This window comes from Rhizobium rhododendri (genome assembly GCF_007000325.2).
In the GTDB taxonomy this organism is placed as follows: domain Bacteria; phylum Pseudomonadota; class Alphaproteobacteria; order Rhizobiales; family Rhizobiaceae; genus Rhizobium; species Rhizobium rhododendri.
In genome coordinates, this window is the sequence record NZ_CP117268.1 from 951885 (window position 1) to 974019 (window position 22135).

24 protein-coding genes and 1 pseudogene are annotated in these 22135 nt (G+C 58.8%); 9 read left to right on the forward strand and 16 right to left on the reverse strand.

What is annotated here, in order from left to right:
• Nucleotides 1-98 precede the first annotated feature (98 nt).
• From PR018_RS22170 to PR018_RS22190, 5 genes are all read left to right on the forward strand, one after another.
• The gene (locus tag PR018_RS22170; protein WP_142831918.1) at nt 99-779 is read left to right on the forward strand and encodes a thermonuclease family protein; all 681 of its coding nucleotides are present in this window, start codon (nt 99-101) and stop codon (nt 777-779) included.
• A gap of 23 nt (nt 780-802) precedes the next feature.
• Nucleotides 803-1426: a thermonuclease family protein gene (locus tag PR018_RS22175; protein ID WP_244615525.1), complete on the forward strand. Its 624-nt coding sequence runs from the start codon at nt 803-805 to the stop codon at nt 1424-1426.
• Complete coding sequence (locus tag PR018_RS22180; protein WP_142831920.1) at nt 1423-2046, forward strand: thermonuclease family protein; 624 nt, start codon at nt 1423-1425, stop codon at nt 2044-2046. The genes PR018_RS22175 and PR018_RS22180 overlap by 4 nt, the downstream gene beginning before the upstream one ends.
• Nucleotides 2047-2358, forward strand: coding sequence for a hypothetical protein (locus tag PR018_RS22185; RefSeq protein ID WP_142831922.1), 312 nt, complete (start codon nt 2047-2049; stop codon nt 2356-2358).
• A gap of 426 nt (nt 2359-2784) precedes the next feature.
• A complete protein-coding gene (locus tag PR018_RS22190; protein WP_142831975.1) occupies nt 2785-3300 on the forward strand; it encodes a hypothetical protein in 516 nt (171 codons plus the stop codon).
• Between the two features lie 35 nt (nt 3301-3335).
• On the opposite strand, the gene PR018_RS22195 is transcribed toward PR018_RS22190, so the two are convergent.
• The 15 genes from PR018_RS22195 to PR018_RS22265 form a co-directional block, all read right to left on the reverse strand.
• On the reverse strand, nt 3336-3677 hold the full coding sequence (locus PR018_RS22195) for a helix-turn-helix domain-containing protein (RefSeq protein WP_142831925.1): 342 nt from the start codon (nt 3675-3677) through the stop codon (nt 3336-3338).
• A 392-nt stretch (nt 3678-4069) separates the two neighbouring features.
• Nucleotides 4070-4414 carry a hypothetical protein gene (locus PR018_RS22200; RefSeq protein ID WP_142831927.1) on the reverse strand — a complete coding sequence of 115 codons (345 nt, stop codon included), beginning with the start codon at nt 4412-4414 and terminating at the stop codon, nt 4070-4072.
• Between the two features lie 84 nt (nt 4415-4498).
• Nucleotides 4499-7309, reverse strand: a complete 2811-nt coding sequence (locus tag PR018_RS22205) for a type IV secretory system conjugative DNA transfer family protein (RefSeq protein ID WP_142831928.1) — start codon at nt 7307-7309, stop codon at nt 4499-4501.
• Complete coding sequence (gene virB11, locus PR018_RS22210; RefSeq protein WP_142831929.1) at nt 7278-8327, reverse strand: P-type DNA transfer ATPase VirB11; 1050 nt, start codon at nt 8325-8327, stop codon at nt 7278-7280. Before virB11 ends, PR018_RS22205 begins: the two co-directional genes overlap by 32 nt.
• On the reverse strand, nt 8324-9661 hold the full coding sequence (virB10, locus tag PR018_RS22215; RefSeq protein WP_142831931.1) for a type IV secretion system protein VirB10: 1338 nt from the start codon (nt 9659-9661) through the stop codon (nt 8324-8326). The genes virB11 and virB10 overlap by 4 nt, the downstream gene beginning before the upstream one ends.
• A gap of 8 nt (nt 9662-9669) precedes the next feature.
• Nucleotides 9670-10503: a TrbG/VirB9 family P-type conjugative transfer protein gene (locus PR018_RS22220; protein WP_244615526.1), complete on the reverse strand. Its 834-nt coding sequence runs from the start codon at nt 10501-10503 to the stop codon at nt 9670-9672.
• Nucleotides 10500-11234 carry a VirB8 family type IV secretion system protein gene (locus PR018_RS22225; RefSeq protein ID WP_142831933.1) on the reverse strand — a complete coding sequence of 245 codons (735 nt, stop codon included), beginning with the start codon at nt 11232-11234 and terminating at the stop codon, nt 10500-10502. The genes PR018_RS22220 and PR018_RS22225 overlap by 4 nt, the downstream gene beginning before the upstream one ends.
• Before the next feature lie 58 nt (nt 11235-11292).
• On the reverse strand, nt 11293-12366 hold the full coding sequence (locus PR018_RS22230) for a TrbL/VirB6 family protein (protein WP_142831935.1): 1074 nt from the start codon (nt 12364-12366) through the stop codon (nt 11293-11295).
• Nucleotides 12342-12584, reverse strand: a complete 243-nt coding sequence (locus PR018_RS22235) for a hypothetical protein (protein ID WP_142831937.1) — start codon at nt 12582-12584, stop codon at nt 12342-12344. The genes PR018_RS22230 and PR018_RS22235 overlap by 25 nt, the downstream gene beginning before the upstream one ends.
• Nucleotides 12581-13372 (reverse strand): conjugal transfer protein, encoded by a 792-nt coding sequence (locus tag PR018_RS22240; protein WP_142831938.1) that lies wholly within the window; start codon nt 13370-13372, stop codon nt 12581-12583. Before PR018_RS22240 ends, PR018_RS22235 begins: the two co-directional genes overlap by 4 nt.
• 22 nt (nt 13373-13394) lie before the next feature.
• The gene (locus tag PR018_RS22245) at nt 13395-14567 is read right to left on the reverse strand and encodes a lytic transglycosylase domain-containing protein (protein WP_142831940.1); all 1173 of its coding nucleotides are present in this window, start codon (nt 14565-14567) and stop codon (nt 13395-13397) included.
• The gene (locus PR018_RS22250) at nt 14545-17064 is read right to left on the reverse strand and encodes a VirB4 family type IV secretion/conjugal transfer ATPase (RefSeq protein ID WP_142831942.1); all 2520 of its coding nucleotides are present in this window, start codon (nt 17062-17064) and stop codon (nt 14545-14547) included. The genes PR018_RS22245 and PR018_RS22250 overlap by 23 nt, the downstream gene beginning before the upstream one ends.
• A 3-nt stretch (nt 17065-17067) precedes the next feature.
• A complete protein-coding gene (locus tag PR018_RS22255) occupies nt 17068-17388 on the reverse strand; it encodes a VirB3 family type IV secretion system protein (RefSeq protein WP_142831944.1) in 321 nt (106 codons plus the stop codon).
• Nucleotides 17389-17390: 2 nt separating this feature from the next.
• A complete protein-coding gene (locus tag PR018_RS22260; RefSeq protein ID WP_142831946.1) occupies nt 17391-17762 on the reverse strand; it encodes a TrbC/VirB2 family protein in 372 nt (123 codons plus the stop codon).
• Nucleotides 17759-18904 (reverse strand): transglycosylase SLT domain-containing protein, encoded by a 1146-nt coding sequence (locus PR018_RS22265; protein ID WP_244615528.1) that lies wholly within the window; start codon nt 18902-18904, stop codon nt 17759-17761. The genes PR018_RS22260 and PR018_RS22265 overlap by 4 nt, the downstream gene beginning before the upstream one ends.
• A gap of 403 nt (nt 18905-19307) precedes the next feature.
• Here PR018_RS22265 and PR018_RS22270 point away from each other — a divergent pair, with 403 nt between their 5' ends.
• The 4 genes and pseudogenes from PR018_RS22270 to PR018_RS28545 all read left to right on the forward strand — a co-directional run bounded on the left by PR018_RS22270 (nt 19308) and on the right by PR018_RS28545 (nt 20773).
• Complete coding sequence (locus PR018_RS22270) at nt 19308-19601, forward strand: type II toxin-antitoxin system Phd/YefM family antitoxin (protein WP_142831978.1); 294 nt, start codon at nt 19308-19310, stop codon at nt 19599-19601.
• Between the two features lie 38 nt (nt 19602-19639).
• Nucleotides 19640-19974 (forward strand): annotated as a pseudogene (locus tag PR018_RS22275) (type II toxin-antitoxin system VapC family toxin).
• Between the two features lie 12 nt (nt 19975-19986).
• A complete protein-coding gene (locus PR018_RS22280; RefSeq protein ID WP_142831950.1) occupies nt 19987-20166 on the forward strand; it encodes a hypothetical protein in 180 nt (59 codons plus the stop codon).
• Nucleotides 20167-20305: 139 nt separating this feature from the next.
• On the forward strand, nt 20306-20773 hold the full coding sequence (locus tag PR018_RS28545) for a LysR substrate-binding domain-containing protein (RefSeq protein WP_425064171.1): 468 nt from the start codon (nt 20306-20308) through the stop codon (nt 20771-20773).
• A gap of 113 nt (nt 20774-20886) precedes the next feature.
• Here the strand turns inward: PR018_RS28545 and PR018_RS22290 are convergent, their stop codons facing one another.
• Complete coding sequence (locus PR018_RS22290; RefSeq protein ID WP_142831982.1) at nt 20887-22068, reverse strand: M20 aminoacylase family protein; 1182 nt, start codon at nt 22066-22068, stop codon at nt 20887-20889.
• Nucleotides 22069-22135: the final 67 nt, after the last annotated feature.

The window sequence follows — 22135 nt, forward strand, 5'->3', positions numbered from 1 at the left end:
CCAAGAGACATAACCCAATCGCCGATGATTTTCCAGACTTGCACTGCAGTATAATTTTGTGCATGTTTCAGATTGCCAACAGATTACGGAATGCGAGCATGAATCCTGGCGCGTGGTGGTTTAACTGCTTATTCTTCTGCACATTTGCCAATGCGACGATGGCCATTGCGCTCGCAGCACAGGATGATACGGCTGCGAAGTTCGTCAGCGAATATCAAACGGCCTATGCCCAGGGGCAAGATCTTGTTCCTGCATCGCAGACGCCCCTCGATACGTCATCGCTTGCCACGCGACTTCATCTTCAAACAATCAGACCTCAGAGCGCGTTGGGCGGCAGCGCGTTTCTGGCCTCCGACGGGACGGTGGTTAAATTGGCTGGCGCTCAGGGTTGCCTTTCAACCGAGCAGATTGCATTTGCAGGCCTACAGGCGACGTGCGCCATGATCTCGCTGGCCGGGTTGATCGCGGTACTCGCCGAGGCAAAGGCGGCGGCAGGCGACGCGTTTCCGTGCCACGTCCTCGGCCAAAATCGGGGCACGCCGCCGGTGCATTATGCCGAATGCTTCTTCAACAAGGATGGTGCAGTGCAATCGATATCCGAGACGCTCATCGGCAGGGGACTGGCTTTCGCAGCACGTGACCGCGCCGGCTGGCCGATATTTCCAGACTATGCCAAGGTTGAGGAAGATGCGCACAGGAAGCGGGTCGGAATCTGGGCAAATACCTATTTCGTCCACCCCTACGGTGAACGCCATCGCGCCAATCCTTCCATGAAATGATCCGGATGAGGTTCCTGATATTGATGTCCACGCTCCTAGCTTCTGGCTTCTACGCCGGGATCACCATCATGCCCATGCTTGGAGGCTCGACCCTTCCTGGAGCGGCACGCCCTGCTCCGATCACGCTGGTTCAGGCGCATGGAGGTGGAGGTCTAGTCGAGGACAGCAAGATCGAGGGTCAAACTGGATTTGCTCCCTTTCCAGCGCAGGCGCAATTCGAAACAGGCGATACCTGGGTTTCAGGCGGACGGCGATATCGTCTCTACGGCCTGCAGACGTGTCTTCGAGGGACGTCTGTCACGATTTCCCCGGGCGCTGTGCGAGACTGTGGCCAGCTCAACCTCATTATGGCGCAGGCAATGATAAGAGACACCAGGCCGGTCTGCACGACGATCAGAAATATCGACCAGAACAACGCTGTGGTTGCCTGCCAGACGACGACAGGTGAACGGCGTTATGATCTGGCAACCTATATGATTGCCCAGGGATGGGGATTTGCGGCGATTGACGACACCGGTCAGTTGATCGTCCCCGGATATAGGGTGGCGGAGGAGAGTGCGCGATCAGCGCGCGCGGGCCTCTGGGCGTATTCGGATATGCCGCACCCGATCCCGGTCCTCACAAAAATTGCCGGAGCGCAGCGATGAGAACTGTACCGTTCTCAATTATATTGTTCACACTGACGGCGACAGGATCGCTAGGGCAGAACCGTCCGGCCGACCTGCCCCGGCAGATCTATGGAAAAGTTCAGGTCGTTGATACCACGACGTTTGAATTCAAAAGGAGCGGACAGGCGGTGCGGCTTGCCGGATATGAAGCCCCTCGCATCGAACAGACGGCGTTGAGCGATGGTGTAACGTGGCCAGCGGGTCAGGTTGCGCGCGCATGGATGATCCTTCGTACACTCGGACACGACGTCAATTGTACTCCGATCGACCGCGACGGAAGGGGCATGATCCTCGCCCATTGTTTTGTCGGGGAGACGAACCTTGCCGCGACGGCGATTGCAGAAGGCATAGGCTACGCATTCAACTATCGCGGCGAGCCTCAGGTGCCGGCCTATTTCGATATTGAAAGGAAGGCCAGAGGGCTCGGTTACGGCGTCTGGTCCTCGCCAGATCTGCTTCCTCCGTGGCTTTACACCGCATCGGTGGCCACTGGAGACACGGACAAAGGCCCTTCGCCAGACCACGACAGCGGCTTACCTCTGCCGTTGCCTGTGAGCCCGAACAATTCCCTGTCGCTCAGTAACACGCACGGAGGCTGAATGAGCCACTTTCCAAAAACCGCCATGGCGATGGTGCTGCTGTCCGGCTGTGCTTCGATGGCGACCGGACAAGAAAGCACTAGCCGGACGCAGATCGAGCAGCGTAATCCAGACTTTTGCGGTGCCGCAGGCGCCGGCTGCGATCCAGCGGAGGTGCAGAAGTGGAAGGCAGTCGGCAACACGCTCGCGGATCTCTCTTCAGCCGACCTCAGCCAATATGCCTATGCATGCGCCCAGCATGTCGACTGGAAAAAGGATTGCGAAACCAACCCGGCCAACGTCCTGAGGCGGCTGGGCGTCGAGGGGTACTGACTGTGACGGCGAACAAGTCAGTCGGTGGGCTGTCGTGGTGGCTTACGTCTTGTTGTTGGAACAGCTGCCGGCTACGCGGTCAACGAAATGGCGCGAAGCCGCCAGGCGTCGGAGCTTGAGCATGAGATCTTACGGCTGAAGGATGAGGGTAAGCGGAAGTCGCAAGTTGACGCTCCCAACGATGAGGAGGCATCAGCTGCGATTACCAGATCCGACCGCTCGATCCGGATTTCGAAGTGTAAAACGCGTCAAGCCGAACCGGGCGTGACCTGCACCGACTTGATCACACCCGCCAGGGGCTCATTCGCCGGGGCGACACAACCTGGAATGCTGTCGTTCGCGATAATCGGCGAAACAGGGGCGCAGGTCCAATGACCATGGGAAAGGAGCCATAGAGTGAGACCGTTCGTACTTGCGACCATATTGATGGTGGGCTCGACCTCTGTTTCGGCTGGCACCGCCGCAAAGGCCGACGACGTGTCCTGGGGATGCCAGGTTCTGCTATGCGCGGCATCTAAAAACCCATCCTGGCATAGCGTTCCCTACTGCGTTGCGCCGATGACGCGCCTTATTGCCGCGATAAATGACCCGGCCTTTTCGTGGCCGGTCTGCCATGAAGCCAATGCCGGCAAGCCCGGCCATGACATCTTTGAAGACTGCCCGGCCGGAACCACGGCCGGTTACAGTTCGCAAGGCGACGCCGGTTTGCGGGGTGAACCCAACCAATGCATCAAGACCGTCGATTTATGTCGGTCTCCAAGTCAGCGTGGATCCAACGCGGCGCTCAAGGTTACAACTGTACGACGCGTTTTCGGTAATCGGGGCGACAGCTGTATCGAACAAATTGCGACACCAAGGCCGCGACGGAATGAGCCCTACTTTTTCGATATCCCGAACGACAAAGGTGTGAAGGAGCGATTTTGGTTCGATTTGGACCATTAGTGGCTGGCGCGACGTTGCTTCCACGGCAGCGATACTCAGGAAACTGGCTTGGGGGGCTTCCTCTTGCTTCGGCGCGCCTTCTTCGCAGCAATGCGGGCGAGATCGTCGTCAGTAACCGTGAACAAATCCTCTATCGTGACATTCCACTCTCGGGTCATCTTGTCGAGCGTGGTCAGCTTCACGTCCCGCATTCCGCGGGTCACTTGCGACATATAGGCTTCCGACACCCCGAGTTGCTCGCCGAGCTCCTTGTTCGTCAATCCGCGCTCGGACTTCAAACGGTCCAGACCAATGGCAAGTCTTTCCTGAAAGGAAAGAGATGTCAGGCGCGGGACGTCTTGCCGGTCATTGGAGGCATCGCCCTTCAGCCGTGGCATCGACAGCCATCCTCCACCGTAGATCGCATTGGGCGACAGCCGTATAGTATGTCGCAGCCATGGAACGTGGCGTTGCGGCGACCGATGGGGAATGCTCTCGAGGTTTCGCTGCTCATCCAATTCCTGTCGTCGTTGCGAAACGATAGGCTTATGCCTAAACGCTATTTTGACTGTCTCTCAATACCTGTGCACACGGTCCTCACGGGTCTTACACTGCTGCGCTCGGCCCGTGCAAGAGGACCGGCGGTAGCTTGGCATTCCTTCCTCTGCCAAACGTGGATTTCGAGCGGACGGCTTCGCGCTGTGCAGGCTTACGCGCAGCCGGTCTGCAAGTCCTCTAGCGATGGTCGACGAACAACAAAGAGAGAGATGATCTCGTCAGTCCCGTCTTTTCACGACGGCCGCCTCCTGTTCGCATCGAGTTCCGCGTTCGCTGCCTGGAGCAACGCATCTTGAACAAGAACCCTCATTTCCGGCGGACAGCCTGCAGCGATGGACGACACAAGCTCGTCTACCAGCTCAGAGATCGTCGGTGTCAGGCGCCTTGGAAATAGCCTGTCCATTTCGCCGGGGTTCGCCCCCAGCCTTTCGAACTCGACCGTCAGCGCGCGTGTCTCCATTGCGCGCTCCTTGATCATCAACCAAAGGCCACCGTCGTTTCTGGCAGCGTCGACAATTCGATTGAGGCTTTCCTCTTTCGAAAGACCTCCACGCCTGAAGTATTTGATTTCCGCCACGGCATCTCCCCTTTTTGGCAACTATTGTGGACCCTGCAAGAGGGCTTGGACAACAGAACGGTACTGACAAGCCAACCCTATCAGCTAGTCGACGCCACCATCGGTCTCGACCTGCGTCCTCTCCTCACCCAGCGGATCTCGCGCAACGTCAGCGAACTCCTGCAGAATGGCTTTTGAACTCTCGCTCGCCAGGCGTTCGCAGAGACGTCCAATCAAAAGCTCGACATCGGCGTTCAGCGTCGCTGGCTCGAATGAGGCGCCATCAGCCCGTTGGAAAATCACGTCATTCAAGGCTTTGATATCCGCTCCGAATACCTCCCGGACCTCTTGACGTTGAAGAATGGCCGGGCCGATGGAGCGCTCGCCGCCTTGGTCTCGAGAATCCGGAGTGCGACCTGGTGGATTTCGCGCTTTTCCTGGAGATCCTGAATAGACGCTACGGGCCAGCTTCTCCCGATCGATATCAATCTCGACATCGCTACCCTCCTCGGCAAGGACAGGAGCACGGTTGCCTCCGGCGTCTTTCTCCTGCCGGCCGGCCGGCCCGTTCCTTCGGCTATCAGGTTCCCGCACGCCGTTCCCCTTGGGCAGGTCTTCCGGACTGACACCGGCCTCACGTTTCTCGTCGAGATCCAGGCGATGACGAAGTTCGTCGAGCGATGATATATAGACGTAGCGTACCCCGTCCTTGACGATGAAGCGCATATTCTGTGGTTGCGGCGGTCGCTGCACGGCGCCTAAGTCGATCTCGGTTTGAGTCCCGGGCGGCGGGCTTCTCGTTTTCGAAGGGATGGCCGCCTCAGGGTCCGCCACGATTGGCTTGACTGCGTCGCTATCAGCGATCGTCCATTCGACCGGCTCCATGCATGGCCGTGTCGCTGGCTTGAACTTTCGCGCCTTCGAAAACATGCGCTCGCCACCGGAGTCCAGTTTCATGATACGCATCAGCGGCATGCCGGTGACCTGGAGGATCGCCTCCTCGGGTTTCATCATCATCAGCGTATTAACCGGCAAAAGATCGACCGAAACCGGCACCTTTGCAATCGATCGATCGCGGCGACCATGGCGATGGGTATAGGATGACTGCTCGACCCACTCCGTCGTCCTGCCGGCTGCCATCGACACCGCCGTCGCGTCCTCCTGGTTCTGGAAGTTCATGAACAGCTTAATCGTCGATGCACCCATGAGGATCTTTTGGCCAGAGCGCTGGTAAAGCCGTTCGAGTTGGGCGCCATCCTGCAGAATGAACACGAAGCGAACGCCGTTCTTGCGGATCAGCGGCGCGAGTGTCAGGACAGTGTCGATGCGGCCACCATTGCCGAACTCGTCGAGCATCATCAGTACTTCGTGCTCGCCGTTGCGCAACCGTCCCATCTGCACGAGCTTGTCGGCCATTTGCTGGATAAACATCGAGATCAGCCGTTCGTAGATCTGAATGGCATTCCAGTCGGCCTGAACGTAAATCACCGCTTTCCGTTTTCTGATGGCGTCTATTGGGATTGACGTAATCGATGTCAGTGCCTCGACCAGCGGGTTCTGCAGAAAATTGAGCTTGGCGACGATCTCCGCTGCAATGCCCTCCCCGAGCTTTTCGTGGCGCCCGGCGAATTTGGTCAGTTGCATACGGGTCTGGTCGGACAGGACGGCCTCGTAGTTTTCCAGAAGCTGAATGATCACCTTGCGCTCATCCGACATCGAGTTGAGAATACGGTAGAGTTCGCTGAGCGACTTGCGGGTATCAGGGCATTCGAGCACGAAACCCAGCATTGCCGTCAGCAGGATCCTGGCGCTTTCCTCCCAGAAATCGGAGGAATCGGATCGCAGACGTTCCGGGAGCAGCATCTGCGTGAGCTTCTGCAGGTCTGTGATCCTCTGGTTGGGATCGGCACTGATCAGATCCAGCGGATTGTAGCCGTCGGTGAAATTGGACCCCGGTGCAAGCAGGAAAATCTCGTAGCCCCTGTCCTTAAGGTAGCCTGAGGTTTCCTCGAAAAGCTCACCGCTCATATCGAGAACGACCTGCGAGCCCTTAAAACTCATCATGGTCGGGATGACGAAGCCGCGCGATTTGCCCTGTCCAGGCGAGCCGATGACCATCACATGCTGGTCGCCGTCATTGCGCAGAAGCAGCCCCTGTTTCAAGCCGAGCACGATGCCATACTTGTCACGCAACTGAAAGTCGGAGGCATCTTTTAAGGTTGCCAGCCGCGCTTTGCCCATGATCATCCTTTGGCGTTTCTGGATCGCGGCACCGATTGGAACCCCGACTAGCGCGCCTGCTGCCCCCAGGCCCGCCAGTGCGCCGAGCACTGTCTGTCGCGAGGGCTTCCGATATGCGCCTGCCGCGTCGGTCGCACCGAAGGGTGCCTGATACATCGCTGCAAGGTGATTGCTATAGTAGTCGGCAATATCGACATGTCCGCCGGCCCTTGTCGCCACGAGGTAAAAAACGATCCCGTAGACGGCGACACCGCCATAGGCGGCGGCGAAGATGAGTGCCGAGTGTGCAATCAGGGTGAACATCGACCTGATGTGAAGGAGATAGAGGATCTTCCGCGATAGCGCCCTACCCCCTTTCAGCATCCACAGGCACAGCAGGAAAAACAGGAACGGCGTGGCGAGGGAGAGGGCGAGCAGCGACAGCCCGACCGTGTTGCGGGCCCGGACGATGGACCATGTATAAACAAGGCTATCGAGGAGACGAGCCTGAGCGATGTAGTCGTAATAGGAGGTCGATCCGAATGACGTAACATAGGCGTCGTAGATCAGCGTGAAGAACAACAGCCACACCGCGAAAGCCCCGAGTACGGCGACCGGAAAAGTGAAGGTCGAAGCTCTCTGAAGCTCCGTCCACTTCGGGCGATCAGCCTGCGTGTCCGTGTCGACGCTTGCCATCTTCATCCACCTCGTCGGCAAAGTAAATCTCGCTGACACCGCGGCCACCGGCGGCATCGCTCTTCTTCAACTGGACCACGATCGGAATGATCGAGCGGATGTAGCGGATGATGTCGTCGCGCTCCATGCGGACGTTGCTGTTGAGCACCAGCGTCGACAGTCGGTTAAAAGCGTGATGCGGTGAGTTGGCGTGGATCGTCGACATCGAGCCCGGATGGCCGGTATTGATCGCGTTGATAAAGTCGAAGGCCTCGTCACCGCGCAGCTCGCCCATAAAAATGCGATCCGGCCGCAGGCGCAACGCCGACGCAAGGAGATCGGTCATCGTCACCCGGGCCTCGCCCTGTCCTCCTTTCGAAACCAGCAGTGAAACGACGTTTTCCTGGCAAGGCTCCAGTTCTGCAGTATCCTGCATCAAGACGAACCGCTCGTTGTTCGGAATGGCGGTGAGCATGGTGTTGAGAAACGTTGTCTTGCCGGTCGACGTGCCACCAGAGATCAACATGCTGCGGTGATGGACAGCCGCAAGCTCTAAGAATCCGCGTGCCCTTCCGGCCCGCAGCAAACGTGACAACTCGATATCGACATCGTCGATATAGTCGTCGCCGGTGACCTTGGTGAATCGGAACGCGCCGGCCTTTTCATAGTCGTCGAGATCGAACCGGCGTATGAATTGCTTGCGGATCGAAAAAGCGTGTCCTGTCGCCGAGGTCGGATTGAGGATGAACTGCACGCGCTCACCATCGACCAGGGTAGCGGACAGCAACGGGTTCTCGGCATTGACGGTCTGCTTGGTGAACGACGCCGCGCGGGACGCCATGTGACGAATCGCCTCCTGGTCGAGCCCATCGACCGCCTGCCTCACCATGCTGAGCTGACCGATGCGTTCCAGCCAGATCTCATTGCTGCGCTGACAGGAGATCTCGACCACACCGGGATCGTCAAGAAACGTCTTGATGGGCTCGAGCGCCTCGGACAGGAAGTGTTGTTCGGCGGAGATCGATAAACGAGCATTCATTTGCCGAGCTTCTTTCTGCGCAAGCGCTCAAACGCTTCGCGGACCGGGTCTGGATAGAGATCGGAGAAATCCAGATCTCGTGTGACGAACACGGTGATATCGGAGCCTTGGGCGATATGGATCGTCGGCTTGATGTTTTTAGTGTCCTGGAACGCCTCCGTCGCAAGCTGCCGAATGCCTGACGCGATGGTCTCTGCAGCGATCTCGCGTGCGCGATCCTGCGAGGTGGTTCCGTTGTCCTGGGGAATGCTGGTCACGGTTCCGTCCGTATTGACGATCGTGATATTGCGATCCTGTTTCTGACCGAGCTGGGCGATGTATTGAGTCACACCGCCGATCATCGTCATCAGCGCCGGCGGCCCGAACCGCTCCCAATATTTCCGGTCGACGACGCCGGTCATGCCGGAGCGGCCGAGACGGTCGGTGCCGTAGGAGCCAAGTTGGACCGAAACACCATCGCCACGTATCATCCGGGTCCAGACGATGAAGAGGCGCTCCTGCCCGCGTTCGACACCGGACTTGTAGTCGCCGATCAACGAGGAGCCTGCGGGAATGAGGATGTGGCGGCCGTCGAAGGAATAGACATCCTCCCGGACGATCGCCTTCACCATGCCGGCGAGATCGGAATTCACAGCCGTTTCGAGCGTACCGCGGATCATCGTCCCCTGCGGGATCCAGGCATCGATGCGCCGGTTCTCAGTGGCCGTCGAGACCTCCACTCCCTGGCCACCCATCGCCTTCAGGAAGGCGCGGTCGCCATCTGTAGCGCCGCCGGCATCGGGGTTTCCACCGGAGGGCGCCCCAGACGAGCCGTTCGCGCCGACCAGGCCGGCTCCCGAAGCATCGGAGGAAGCCGATGCGGATCCGTTCCTCTGCTCGGATTGATCGAAGACGACAGCGGTCGAGCGGACACGCTCGAGAAGCTTCGCCTGTCGGGCGAGCTCGATACATCTTGGATTGTCGGGATTGTTTCCCCTGGAGCAATCGACATCGACCGGCGGCGCGATCTGGACCGGGGCCGGCACGACTGGTTCCGGCAGCGGGGGTTGCGGGGGCGGAGGAGCCTCTGGTACCTGGACGGTCGGCAAGGGCGGCGGCGCCGGCGGATTGAAGCCCTCGTTCCTCGGCGCCTGAACCGGGCGGAATTCTTCCCGAGGCGTCGTGTCGACGGTCGGTTCCCGCTCACCGCCGGAAAACAGGAAGTAGAGAACAACGCCGATACCGGCGATCGCGACCACCACAGCCATCGGACGCATCAACCCGATCCCGGATCGCCGGACCTGGCCGCCAATTGCGGTATCGGTGTCGATCGAGTGATAGTTCGGATCCGACATCGTGCCTCCTATCGTGACTTGGGTTCGGACCGGAGCCCACTGGAGCCGAGCCGCTTTGGCGCCACGGCACCTTCGATCGGGGCCGGCACATCGGCAGGGGCTGTGCGAAGATTGAACAGGCAGGTCTCGTTCTCAGTGCCGTAGCGCAGCGTCCATTGCCGCGAGACAGTGTCGATGACGATGTAATCCGCCTCCCGTCGATAATTCACGAGGCTTTCTCGACGTTTGGCGTCGACGATGAAGACGGCGGGCACATCGCCTGTGAACTTCATGAAGGTCTTCAGCCCGTCGTCGAAGACCCAGAGCGGCTTGGCTGCATCACTGCCCTTGAAGCCGTAGTCGTAATTGACCTTGTCGCGGCGAATATTCTTGATGTTCGGATTTCGCTCGGCGTCCTGGGCCTGCTTCCAGAGCTCTGCCGTTCCCTTCAGGCCGGTATCTTCCGGGTAAATGAATCGCAGGTTGTATGTTTGGTTCTGGATAGACTTGCTGTCGTTCACTTCGAGGTCGAAGGAATAGGTGCGTTTGGTCGTCACCACCGAGAGGTTGGTCGGGGCGTCCTTTTCCATCGGTTTCAGGGTCAGCGAACGGCGATCGGCCGATGTCAGGATCTGCCAGGACACTGTATCCCCTGCGACGACCTGCGTGATCTGTTCGTCCGCGCCGAACAGGATTGTCGTGACCATCCCGTAGGTGCCGGTCAGAACAAACACCTGCTCTGCCGAATACGGCAGTGTCCGCACCCGGGGGTCGAGCCTGCCGGGGCGGGCGAGAAGTTCAGCCTGGGCAGCCGAGCTCGCCAAGAACAGCGACAGGGCGGTTATCCACATCCTGCGCTTCATTGAACGAGCCCCGAAGGCATGGTCTCGGGGACCTTCACATATTCGGTGACCACGAAGCCGAGCGGATTGTAAAGCCGGACCCGATTGCTGGCGGGAAGGTTGATCTGTTTATAGCGAACAGTTGCGGACCACCGGTTGACGACCTCGCCGCCACGCTGGCGCTCTCTCGTTTCAAACCGGACCGACATCGTCGTCTGATTGAGTGGATTGACCGACAGGATTTCCGGTCTGATCTCACCAGTCGTTCCGAGCGTCTTCACCGGACCTCTGGGATTGGAGGGATTCATCCAGTCCGAATAATCCTTGAACGCCGGCGAACCCGGCTCCGACCACAGCGCAATCATGTCGAAGTTCTCGGACAGATAGCGTGGATCGTAGGTTTCGCGGCGGATGACATAATTGCCGACGAACGAGGCGCGAACTGCCTGGATCTCGGAGACGTTCGTGCGGACCTTGTCGAGTGTGGTGACGGTTTCCATGTAACCGGTGTTTTTATCGACGATCAGCGGCACGACCTCTGTGCGCACGAGCGGAAACAGTTGCGCCACCGAAAAAGAAAGCACGCCGGCGACGATCCAGCCGGCCACTGCGAAGACCAGCAGGATGAGACCGATCAAGGTGCGAAGGGAGCGGTTCTTCTCGCCCCAGGAAAGATGCTGGTCGTAGATATCCTGGGGACCGGGGACACGGTCGGCTGGCGCCGCCTTCAATTGCCGTCTGAACAATGCCAAGTCTCGAACCTCGAAGTCGCTATTTTTGAAAAATTTGAAGCCGTTCTTGCTCTCTTGGTCATTCGCTGCTGCGCCGACGATTGGTCAGCATCCGACCGAGGGCGCCGGCGCCGGCGATGCCGCCGCGACCAGCAAGAGCTGCTGCCGTAACGGCCCCTCTCGGTCCAGCCAGCATGCCGAGCCCGACTGCAGCTGCTTGGCCGGCGCGTGAATTGCTGGAGGCCAACTGTCTGCGGGCAGCACTGTACGCGGTATCAACCCCGCCGCCGCCCGGAACACCAGAGAATGCGGTGCCGTAGGAAAACGTGCGCGCAAAGTCGGGGACCTGGAAGATGAAATAAGAGATCAGGGCCAGATAAAGCACCATGGCAAGCACGATCGCTAGCGCGTTTTCCTTGGTGGCCATGTCGCCGTTGATCGTGTCCATCATGCCGATCAGGAACCCGAACGACAGCCCGGCCATGATGTAAGTGAAGAGCAGCATGAACATGCCATAGGCGACACCCCTCACCCATGCGTCGAAGACAAACCGCGTGATTCCGAAGAAATAGCAAAGGATGGCAATCGGGCCGATCGCCAGCATGACAGCGGTGATCATCTTGGCAAACAGCGTGACGCCGGTGAGGATCAGCAACATCGGCAACAGGCCGAACACAAGAACGATGAAAACGACGACGGCGCCGGTGACGTTCGGCAGCCATCCGGATTCATAGGAATTGAAGAGCTGCATGGCAAAGTCGTAGACCTTGCGCGCCATGCTGGCGACTTGGCTCGCGATATCCGAACCCGCCGACTGACCACCCATTGCCGAGGAAATGGCTGAGCCAAGATCCTGCGGTGCCGACAACACGAACTGGCCGATATTGTCGTAGAAAATCGCCCATGACATGATCAGGGCATAGGCGAGTGTAAGCTTGAAGGCGGTAATGGCCATATCCTGCAGGGAAACGCTGGATAGTCCGAGCGCGCCCCAGAGGAAGTAGAGAATAAGGAAGATCGCCAGTATGTCGGATTCCAGATTGCTGTTCTCGGCAAACAAACCCCATGCTCTTTCGAGAGACGCCTCGTTGATCTTGTCGAAATATCGAAGCGCATCACCATAGAAATTTATCGCGTAACTGACGGGATCCATGTCTCATCCTGGAATTGATTGACGGGGCGCATTGGGCCGCAATCGTTTTTGGTTGCCGCCTCGACCGCCACCTCCGCAGCTGTCGGCTTCAGCTCTGTCCCGTAGCCGGGTGCCGGTACAGGGTTTTCGTCGGCCGAGCATTTCGCCAGCTGCTCGTATTTCCCGGCGCAACCGGTAAGCGCGACAAAGCCGATCGCCAGCAAGTGGGTGACCCTCAATGGTTCTGCTCCTCGAAAGCCTTCAACTGATCACGAACCGAGCTGCCCTGTGGCGCGGTTCCGCCGTCACGCATCACGCTGTCGGGAAGCGGAGCGAAGGTCTTGAGGTTCTGCGATGAGGTGGCGAGCGCTGCCTTGTATTGTTGGTTCAGCAGCATGACCTGGTTGTTTAACGAGCCGACGGCTTCGTTGGCGGTCTGGTTCCCCTGAAGCACCATCTGGGTGTTTTGCTCCAGAGCCCCTTTCAGGTCTTTTGCCGTTCCGATCTGTTGCGTGGCCTGCATGAACGAGTTCTGCCGGTCTTTCGTCGCGCTGTTCATTGCGTCGGTGAGCGCGGTGAGCGTGGTGAGTGCATTAATTCCCTGCGAATAGACTTGGTTGGCGCCTGACAGCCCGCCGCCCTTGGCGCTATCGACCACCATCTTTACCAGGTTGAGGCCGTTGATCAGCTTGGCCGCGGTGTTCTGGAACTGGCTGCCGATCCCCCCGAACACAGCTTGGTTGCTCGATAGGATAGTGCTGAAATCCGGCGCCTGTCCCATGCTGAAGCCATTGCCGGTCGCAAGCTTGGCAAACTGGCTGGCATCCTGCGTCCGGTCGCCTGTGATCGCTGCCAGAGTTTTCGTGGTGTTGTCCTTGACGACGGATGTGTCCTGCTGGATCTCCGACGATAGTCGTTTGATCTCCTCGCTGAGCGAGATGTTTTCCGAATCCTTGACAGGGACCTGTGCCTGCGCCTGAGCGACAACCAACAAGCTCAAAGTCGCCGCTAAGAGTGATATCTTCATGTAACTGTCCTCTCCTGTCCGTTCACTTCGCGGTGGGTCTGGCATCGACGACTGTTACGAGGCCCAAGGCGGGATCTTGCATCACCGAGAAAGTCGCGACGTTGCCATCGGCGCGGGCCTGTTCCTGCAGGTCGAAGAGCCAGCGCTGGATCTGCTCGGTACTCGCGCTCGACGGCACCGCAAAGCAGCGCGTGCCGCCGGTATCAATGATATTGGTCGGGCATTGGATCTGCGCCATCGCAAGCGAGCCGTCGTAATCTTTGCCATTGCCGCCGCCAGTCCCGCGCAGGCTCGCTGATGACGACTGAAGGCCAGCCTTTAGGCGCTGAAGATATTGCTGGTTCGCTTCGGTCGATTTTCCGAGCAACTCGTTCCAGACCGAACCGCGCTCGACCTGCGCCTGCATATTCCGGTCAACGGCTTTCTTGATTTGCTCGCCGCATCCGTTCCCGTAGCTGACGGTTTCCGGCTCGCCGGCACCTTGCGTCGGGGTGCGGTCACCATTCTGAGCCTTGTTGCGCGCATAATAGGCAGAGACCTTTTTGACGTAGTCCTGGGTCTCGGGAATGTTGGGGACCTGACCGTTCTGCAGCGACTGCCGATATGGGCCGGCATTGTAGCCGGCGGCGATCAGGTCGTAGCGGTCGCCAAACATCCCCTGGAGTTGCTTGATGTACTTCACGCCGCCGCGAATGTTGTCGCGTGTATCGTAGGGATTGACGCCGAGCTGAGCGGCTGTCCCTGGCATCAGCTGCATGACGCCGGTGGCTCCGACCGCAGAGCGGGCGGATTGGCGAAAGCGGGATTCCTGCTCGGCGATCGCCAGCGCGAAATTCGGATCGACGCTCTGCCGGATTGCCTCATCCTCGACCATGCTGGCAACTTCCTGATGGCTCGGCGTGCGCTGAGCTGGCGCCGCCGGCGCGGTGCCGCCCGCCATGCCGTCCGCCGAGCAGTCATCGGGCGCGCCGGAACCCTGACCGGGTGCCACGCTGTCGGCCGTGCCGCCCGAGGCGCCTTTCAGCTTCCGGGTATCGGCCTGATAGCTCTGGTACCAGTTCAACGTCGCCTGCTGGATCTTCTGGCGCGCATTGTCGATGACCGGCACCTGCGCATGGCTCGTACTGCCAGCAAGAACCGCAGCAAGGGCCAAACCGCCGACTGCAACTCTCTCAAGACGCTTTGCGCTGCTCATCGACCGCTACCACGTTCCAGTCGCAGAATTTCGACAGCCAGTTCTTCGGATCCTCTCCATGCTCGTCTAGCAGCATCCCGACCTCACGCACCGTCTCCTCCCGGCCTGACAGCACCTTGATGAACTCGGGCATGTGGGACATGTCCACGCGGGCAATCACGCTGTTCTTCGCCTGTTTGATCAGCATGAAGCGCGAATTCGGATCCCCGTTCTTGACCCATTCGAACTCGGCCCGGGATAGGCCGAAGTGCTCCATGTAAGAGCTTTCGTCAGCCTTCGGATTGGCGAAGAAGATGTTCGTCGACGTCTGCTCGATGATCGTGCGGCTGACGCTCGAGCGCACCACATCGTCGGCCGACTGCGTGCCGAAGATCACCAGACCGTTCCTTTTCCGGATGGTCTTGAAGTAATCCTTTAGCGTGCGCTTGAACTCATCGTCATCGAGCAGCTTCCAGGCCTCATCCATCAGATTGATGATCGGTGCCTTGCCGTCGTAGATTTCGTCGAGTCGATGGAACATGTAGAGAAGTGCTGCGGTGCGCACCGTAGGATCGTCGAGGATCGAAGTCATGTCGAAGCCGATCATCGGCCTCGAGATATCGAGAATATCCTCGGCATTGTCGAAGAGCCAGGCATAGGGCCCCTTGTCGACCCATTTGTCGAGCCGGGCGATCAGGCTGCCTTCCGTTCTCTCGCTGCCGGCAAGCAGTGCCCGCAACGACGAGAGACGGCGGTACGACCTGTCCTTCGTCTTGAGGACAGATTTGATCGCGCTGCGGATGATTGATTCTTCTTGCGGCGTCAGGCTCTCGCCTTCCTTCGACGGCTTAAGCATGAAGCTCAAAAGCCCATACAGGAAAACCCGGTTTCCCTCTGTGTCATCGAGAAGCAATGGGTTCCAACCGGAGGGTTTGCCGGGCTCCAGCATCATGTAAGTTCCGCCCGCCGCCCGCACCATGATGTCGAGGCCGCGATCCTTGTCGAAGACGATTGTCTTCAGGCGCGGGCTGACACGATAGGCCTGCAGAATGAGGAAGCCCATGATGACAGTCTTGCCGGATCCCGTCGGTCCGAACACTGTCGTGTGCCCGACATCCCCCTGGTGGAAGTTGAAGAAGAAGGGCGTGCCGGAGGTCGTCTCAAAGATGGTGATCGCCGGGCCCCAGTGGTTGCCGTCCGGCTTGCCATAGGGATAGGCATGGAAGCTGCTTAAGCCCGCGCAGTTGAGTGTCGAGATCAAAGCCCGGCGCGCGATATAAGCCTGATTCCCGGGAAGCTGCGCCCAGTAGGCCGGTTCTGCATTCAGATCCTCTCGGACATATGACGCTCCGAGCGCACCAAGTTCGTTTCCGATCAGTGCCACCGCGTCGTCGAGCTGCGTTGTCGATTTGGCAATCGGCATGATGGTCAGATGATGCTCGGTGAAGGCGACGCGTTTGCGTGCGAGCTCGTCGCGAGCGATGTCGAGATTGGCCTGCACGCTGGATCCACCTTCGTCGGCCTTCGGCATCTGGCGGTCTAGTCGTTCTATCCGACTGCGCGCAGCCATATCATCGACGAAGGACATTGATTGGGTCAACACCAGCTCGAACGGCAGCTTGAGGACATAGTCGAGCATGCCTGCGCCGGTCTCGGGCGGATACTCCTTCAGGGAGACCATCGCCACATAGCGGTCGTCATCGGGCGTGTCGCCCTGCAGATGGATGATGCGGTTGCCGATCGATGTCCTGCGCGCTGGCAGCAACTCATCGGCCGGGATCGTCCCAAGCCTGATCGGCCGGACGCGTCCGCCATTCAGAAGTGTGTAGAAGAATTCGCACTGTTCGGAGAACCAGACTTTTTGCGCGATCTCATCGATCACCATGTCTTCCGACACATCACGGAATATCGTCCTGCTATTCCCGAGGTCCGCGTACACGCGCTGCACGTCGCGAAGGACCCTCGGACCGTAGATGCCAAGCGATTTCTCCAGTGCCCGCGTCGCCTCGACCAGCTTGTCGCGCATCGCACGGAATTGTTCCTTGCGCACGATGGTGCCGCCGGCGCCCATGATCCGGGAAAGAGCTGACCCTTTCTTGAACATCGGCCGCACAACCAGCGAGACATAGGTGTCGTTCACGAACATCTCGTTCTTGGAGATGCTCTTCTGATAGACATGGTCGAGACACTGCATGAAAGGATCGGCGAAAGCCGAGGGTAACGAGGGCGCCACCTTGCGCCGAACGACATGCGTATAGAGCGCAAAGCTGCCGATCGAAGAAATCGCGCGGAAGGCGGCGTTGCGCTGTCGCTGCAGCATGTTGATTGTCTCGATGTCGGCCGTCTCGAAGGAAAAGCCGGTCAGCTTTACGGTCGAGACGAGGCAGTCGTTTTTCAGGCGGATGATGCCGTTCTCGATCGGCACATAGAATGGGACATGCGTCGCGACACGGCGATCCGCAAAGATCTCCCAGCCCCTCGACAGACTTCCTTTCAGCGATCTCGCCATCGTGTTCATCGCTTACACCCCGTAGGTTCTGACGCCACCGCCGAGCTTCCGGCCAAGAGGATTGACGCCGCACATGCTCAGCCGACCGACGATCTCAAAGAACCAGAGGTCGAGTTTTACGGTGAGCACGTAGAGGATGCCGTGTAGAATGGCGAAACATGCGGGGAACCATAGGATCGATCCCAAGATCAAGAACACCATCAGCGAGATGAAGCATTCCGCCAGGAAATATGTGTAGGGTATTCCCATTACTGTTGGCGGCCGCGTCAGCGCGAGAATAACCGGATGGGATTCGATGTAGTCGTCACGCCCGTCGGAATCATTACCCGCCATGCTCACGTCCCCCCGCCGGCGAGGAAGTCAACGAGTTCGGCTGCGGCAAACATACCGGCAAGGCATCCGCCGACACGCAGGAGCGCGCCCCACGACCAGTATCCGAAGGCCGCTGCGAGGAACATGCCAATGAAGGCGATCGCGCCGACCGAGCGGCCGAACGGGCCCGTAAAGAATTGCACCAGCCGATCAGCCGCCTGCTGGAGACGATCGAGGTTCTGTGCCGCCGCCGGCTCGTACTGGGCGGCGAGCAGAATCAGGCTCGCCGCAAGCACAATGGCGGCGTTGCCGAGCCATTTCCGCCGAGCCATGGAGGACCAGGCAACGCTGCTATAGAGAGCGGCCGTGTGGGCTGCGAACGCGATGGGATTCATTTAGACACCTCTTCCTTGACGATTTTGACTGGTCCGCCAACATCTCTACGCCCTTCCTCACGCTGAGGACGGGCGTCCGGCGGGATCGGCTGTGCAGCAGAGAAGACAAGCATTGGGGATCTAACTCGCTCGGCAGGCCCGGCGCGCGGCGAGATGGGTACGGGCGCTGAGGGCGGGACAGCTTGCGGATGCCTTTGCCTGACCGCTGTGCCGGTATAGTATCCCACGACACGTGTGACAAAGTCGGCGGTCTCGCGGATCAGCGGCAGGGAGTGGCGAAGGTCGACGTTGGGTTCGCCGGCATTATAGGCCGCGGCGATCAGCACCGGATTTCGGTACTTATCGATAAGGAACCGGAGAAACCTCGTGCCTGCCTGGATGTTTTGTTCGGCATCGGTCAAATCCTTGGCACCGAAGGCTTTGCCTACGCGTGGCATCACCTGCATTAATCCGATGGCGCCAGCAGAACTCACCAAGCCCGGATCGAAGCCGCCATTCTCGGCCCGCATGACCGAAAGCACCCAGTTCGGATCAACTCCATCCGTCGCGGCAATCGCCAGCGCGAGCCTCGCAAAGCCCGTGGGGATGCCCGATAAAAGATCGGGGCGAGCCTGTGCTGTTGACCCGCTGGCATCGACATGCAAGCTGGTGCCCAGGTCCGTGACCGGAGATGCTGGCGGGCTCTCAATAGAATGAGCACCAATGGGCGACTGCACGGTGCGTTCGCGCCGTGCAGTCGCGCTATCAGGCGCCTTTCCAGGTAAGCTCGAGGGATTATTATCCGACTCTCCGTCCACCTCAAACAGAAGAGCCCTATCCCACTTCCGATCTTCGTCGCGCGGCCCTTCAAAGCGCTGGTTGAAGTTCGTCGCTTCAAGTGCCGGGACGGCAGCCTGCTTGATCGCGACAGATCCAGACGCTGGGATTGCCACCGACAGCACCGCAGGCTTTCTTACAGTCGCGCCTACGCCACTAGACTTATTGACCTGTGTAGATAGTCCCGAAGCGATATGATGGCTGCTGTCAGAAGGGCCCGATGCAAAGCCGGTGAGCAGAGCAGCCGAAGCGCCGGCAAACCATAGTCTTCTTGGCGACCATGTTATCTGCGGTCTGTTCACAGGTGAAAGCGGAATACGATCCATGGCAAAACCAACGACACTTATACTGCGGTATAAGTATTTGAACCGCATTTCGCCACGGAAATCAACTGCAAAATTTCACTGGAGTATAATTATCTGGAAGGAGCTGCCCGGGAAGGAGCGCTTCCTGAGGCATGTCAATTGGGGCGACCAGTTATCCGGCGTCTAGGGATACTGAGGTTGTCAGAGCCCCCAAATGCGAGCAAAGCGGACAGCTGTCCCGTCCTTTACCAGCACCGAGCTTGCATCAGTGTCCGAGCGGCCCGCAGAGATCCGGCACACGAAATTAGGCAATTCCGTCTGTATCGTCGACATATATTGCTTATCGGAGGTGAGATGTAGATGTTGATCGTACGCATGACGGTGTCGTGGTATGATCGTTTTCAACCTGAAAGCGGATGAGACGATGGCCCAGACGCATTACAAGATCAGCGAGGCGCGTAAGAACTTTGCCGAGGTTCTTGAGCGTGCGAACCAGGGTGAAGAGATCGTCATCATGCTGGGCAATGAAGTTTACGCGCGCATCGGTCCGGCGGTCGACGGCGGCAAGCGTCCCTTTGGCCTTCTGCGCCATCGTGGCTTGCCCGACGATCTGTTCGATACCCAGGATGCCGAGCAGTCCGCCATCGATGCAGGCGACTGGAACGATGATACCGGCATATGGCAAGGCAAATCCGACGGTAGCGAAACCACGCAATGAAAATCCTGCTCGACAGCCACGCCGTCTACTGGTGAACGATTGGCAGTGATCGCCTGTCCACAAAGGCACGAACGATGATTGAGGACAACGCGTACGCTGTCCTCGTCAGCGCGGTCACGTTCTATGAGCTGGACAACATTATGCGCCTGAACAAGCTCGACCTCAAGCCACAGGAACTTAGGGGCGCCGTCACAGCAAGCGGACTGCAGACCTGGGCCATCAGCGATCTGCATGCCGAGCTTGCAGCCGTTTCGACTGGGATCACCGCGATCCGTAGGACCGCGTACTCGCCGCCCAGGCGCGGCTGGAGTATTCCACCTTCGTCTCGACGGATCTGGCGTTCGACACGATATTGTATGAGCGGGTCTGGTAGGAGGTGTGACGGATGAAGATCCTCGCGGAACCTGTCGAGGCGGCCGAACGGCTTAAGGAACTCATCTCTCTTGCCGAGTGGCATGTCCTTCAGTTTTGCGCCGACAGCAGGTCCTCTGAGGAAAGCCTCGGCTCCCATTTTACGCTCGATATCGGGCTCGTATCCTCTGCTCAAGTAACGAACGCAACATGAATTATACCGAGAACGATATCTTGCAGGCTGTTGGCCACAACGCATTCACGGCAGGCAAAACCTATCAGCGCCCGTCGCCATCAAACTTGGGGTCTTCGGCCGTCACGTCGACCTTATCGAGGAGAGGATCGATATCGCGATCCACATTGGCCAACTTTCCGTCTCCTCTATGGTTGCTCGACGAATAGGCGACATGCGAATGATAACTTTGGCCTCCGCCAGCTACGGCACGCCGCAAATGCTGAAGGAGTTGCACGCGCACCAACGGATTGACAACGTCCATCAGGGCCATATTGTCGGGTACGATTCTACTGTTGACAGTAAGCAGCTCACCGTTGAGAGCGCGAGCTCGTTCCGCACCAACGATGCGGAACATGTCCGGGGCGCGGCCCGCTCGCGTCTAGGCATCGCTCACCACGCAAGTTGGTTACTCACAGCTGTGCTAGCCTCCGGGGAAGTGGCGCGAATTCTCGATAAGCACACGCCGCCCCTTCTTCCAATCAACGCAATCATTGCCGGAGGACACCGCATCCCTTCCCGGGTGCGGCATTTCCCAGAGTTCCTAGCCGATATCTGCGCAGGGGAGCCCGAGTTAAGTGTTGGCTAGCCGTCCCGGATGTGGACCAACATCAACTTCTGTTGGCGCTACCTGGCCTTTACCGCTGTGGCCCGCAGCGCACATTATCGGGCATGTGCGTCTCCGGCAATGCAGTCTATTCCTCATTCGTCAAGGTAGCGTTCTGTCAACCGCGCCCACATCGCTGCGCCGGCGGTCAGGCTGTCGTCGGCAAAATCATACTTGGCACTATGTAGAATAGCCGATTTCGTGCCGTTGCCGAGACGCAGGAAACTGCCGGGCTTATGCTGCAAGAAATGCGAAAAGTCTTCGCTGCCTGGAATGAGCGGACAAAGCGCAACGTTTCCGGCACCCACCAGCTCCTCGGCCACCATCTTGGCAAACTCGGTTTCCTTCTCAGAATTGACCACTACCGGATTGCCGTAGGTGTAGTCGATTTCGACGCCTGCGCCAAAGCCCTCGACGAGAGACTGCGTGAGTTTCTTGATGCGAAGTTCGAGGGTCTCACGAACCTTCGGATCGAACGAGCGTACCGTCATTAGCAACCTGGCGAATTCAGGTATGACGTTGGCGACCTCGCCGGCGTGGATGGCGCCGACTGTTATAACGGCCGTCTGGGTTGGGTCGATGTTGCGGGAGATCACCGACTGCAGCGAAACGACCAGGTTGCAGGCAACCAGAACCGGGTCAATAGTTAGATGCGGGCGCGAGGCGTGGCCTCCCTTGCCGGTGATCCGGATTTCAACGGTGTCGGCTGCCGCCATCAACGGTCCAGAGCGCATCAGCCAACTGCCTTCGGGCGCGCCCGGGTGGTTATGGAGGCCGAAGATGGCGTCGAACGGGAAGCGCTCGAAAAGGCCGTCATCAATCATCGCCTGGGCGCCGCTAAAGCCACCGGCTTCTTCGGCGGGCTGGAAAATGAGATTGACCGTGCCGTTGAACTTTCGCGTGCGCGCGAGATATTCGGCAGCGCCCAGCAATACCGTGGTGTGACCGTCATGACCACAAGCGTGCATCTTGCCCGGCACTTGGCTGGCATACGCCTTGCCGGTCTGCTCCATGATCGGCAGAGCGTCCATATCGGCACGAATGGCGATGCTTTTTTTGCCGGCTCCAGCCGTCATACGGGCAACGATTCCGTGGCCACCGACATTGCGCGCCACCTCGTAGCCCCAGCCTTCCAATTTGTCGGCAACGAAACGGGAAGTCTCCACCTCCTCAAACGACAGCTCGGGATGGGCGTGGAGATGCCGGCGGATAGCGCGTAGTGTGTCGTCCATTGGCTCAAAATCCGAAAGGCGGGCGAAATCGTTATCGATGGTCATTTTAGTTCCAATATTTTTGCATGCTCTGTACCGAGACGACCGTGCAATGGGGCCGGCTGTTCTATGG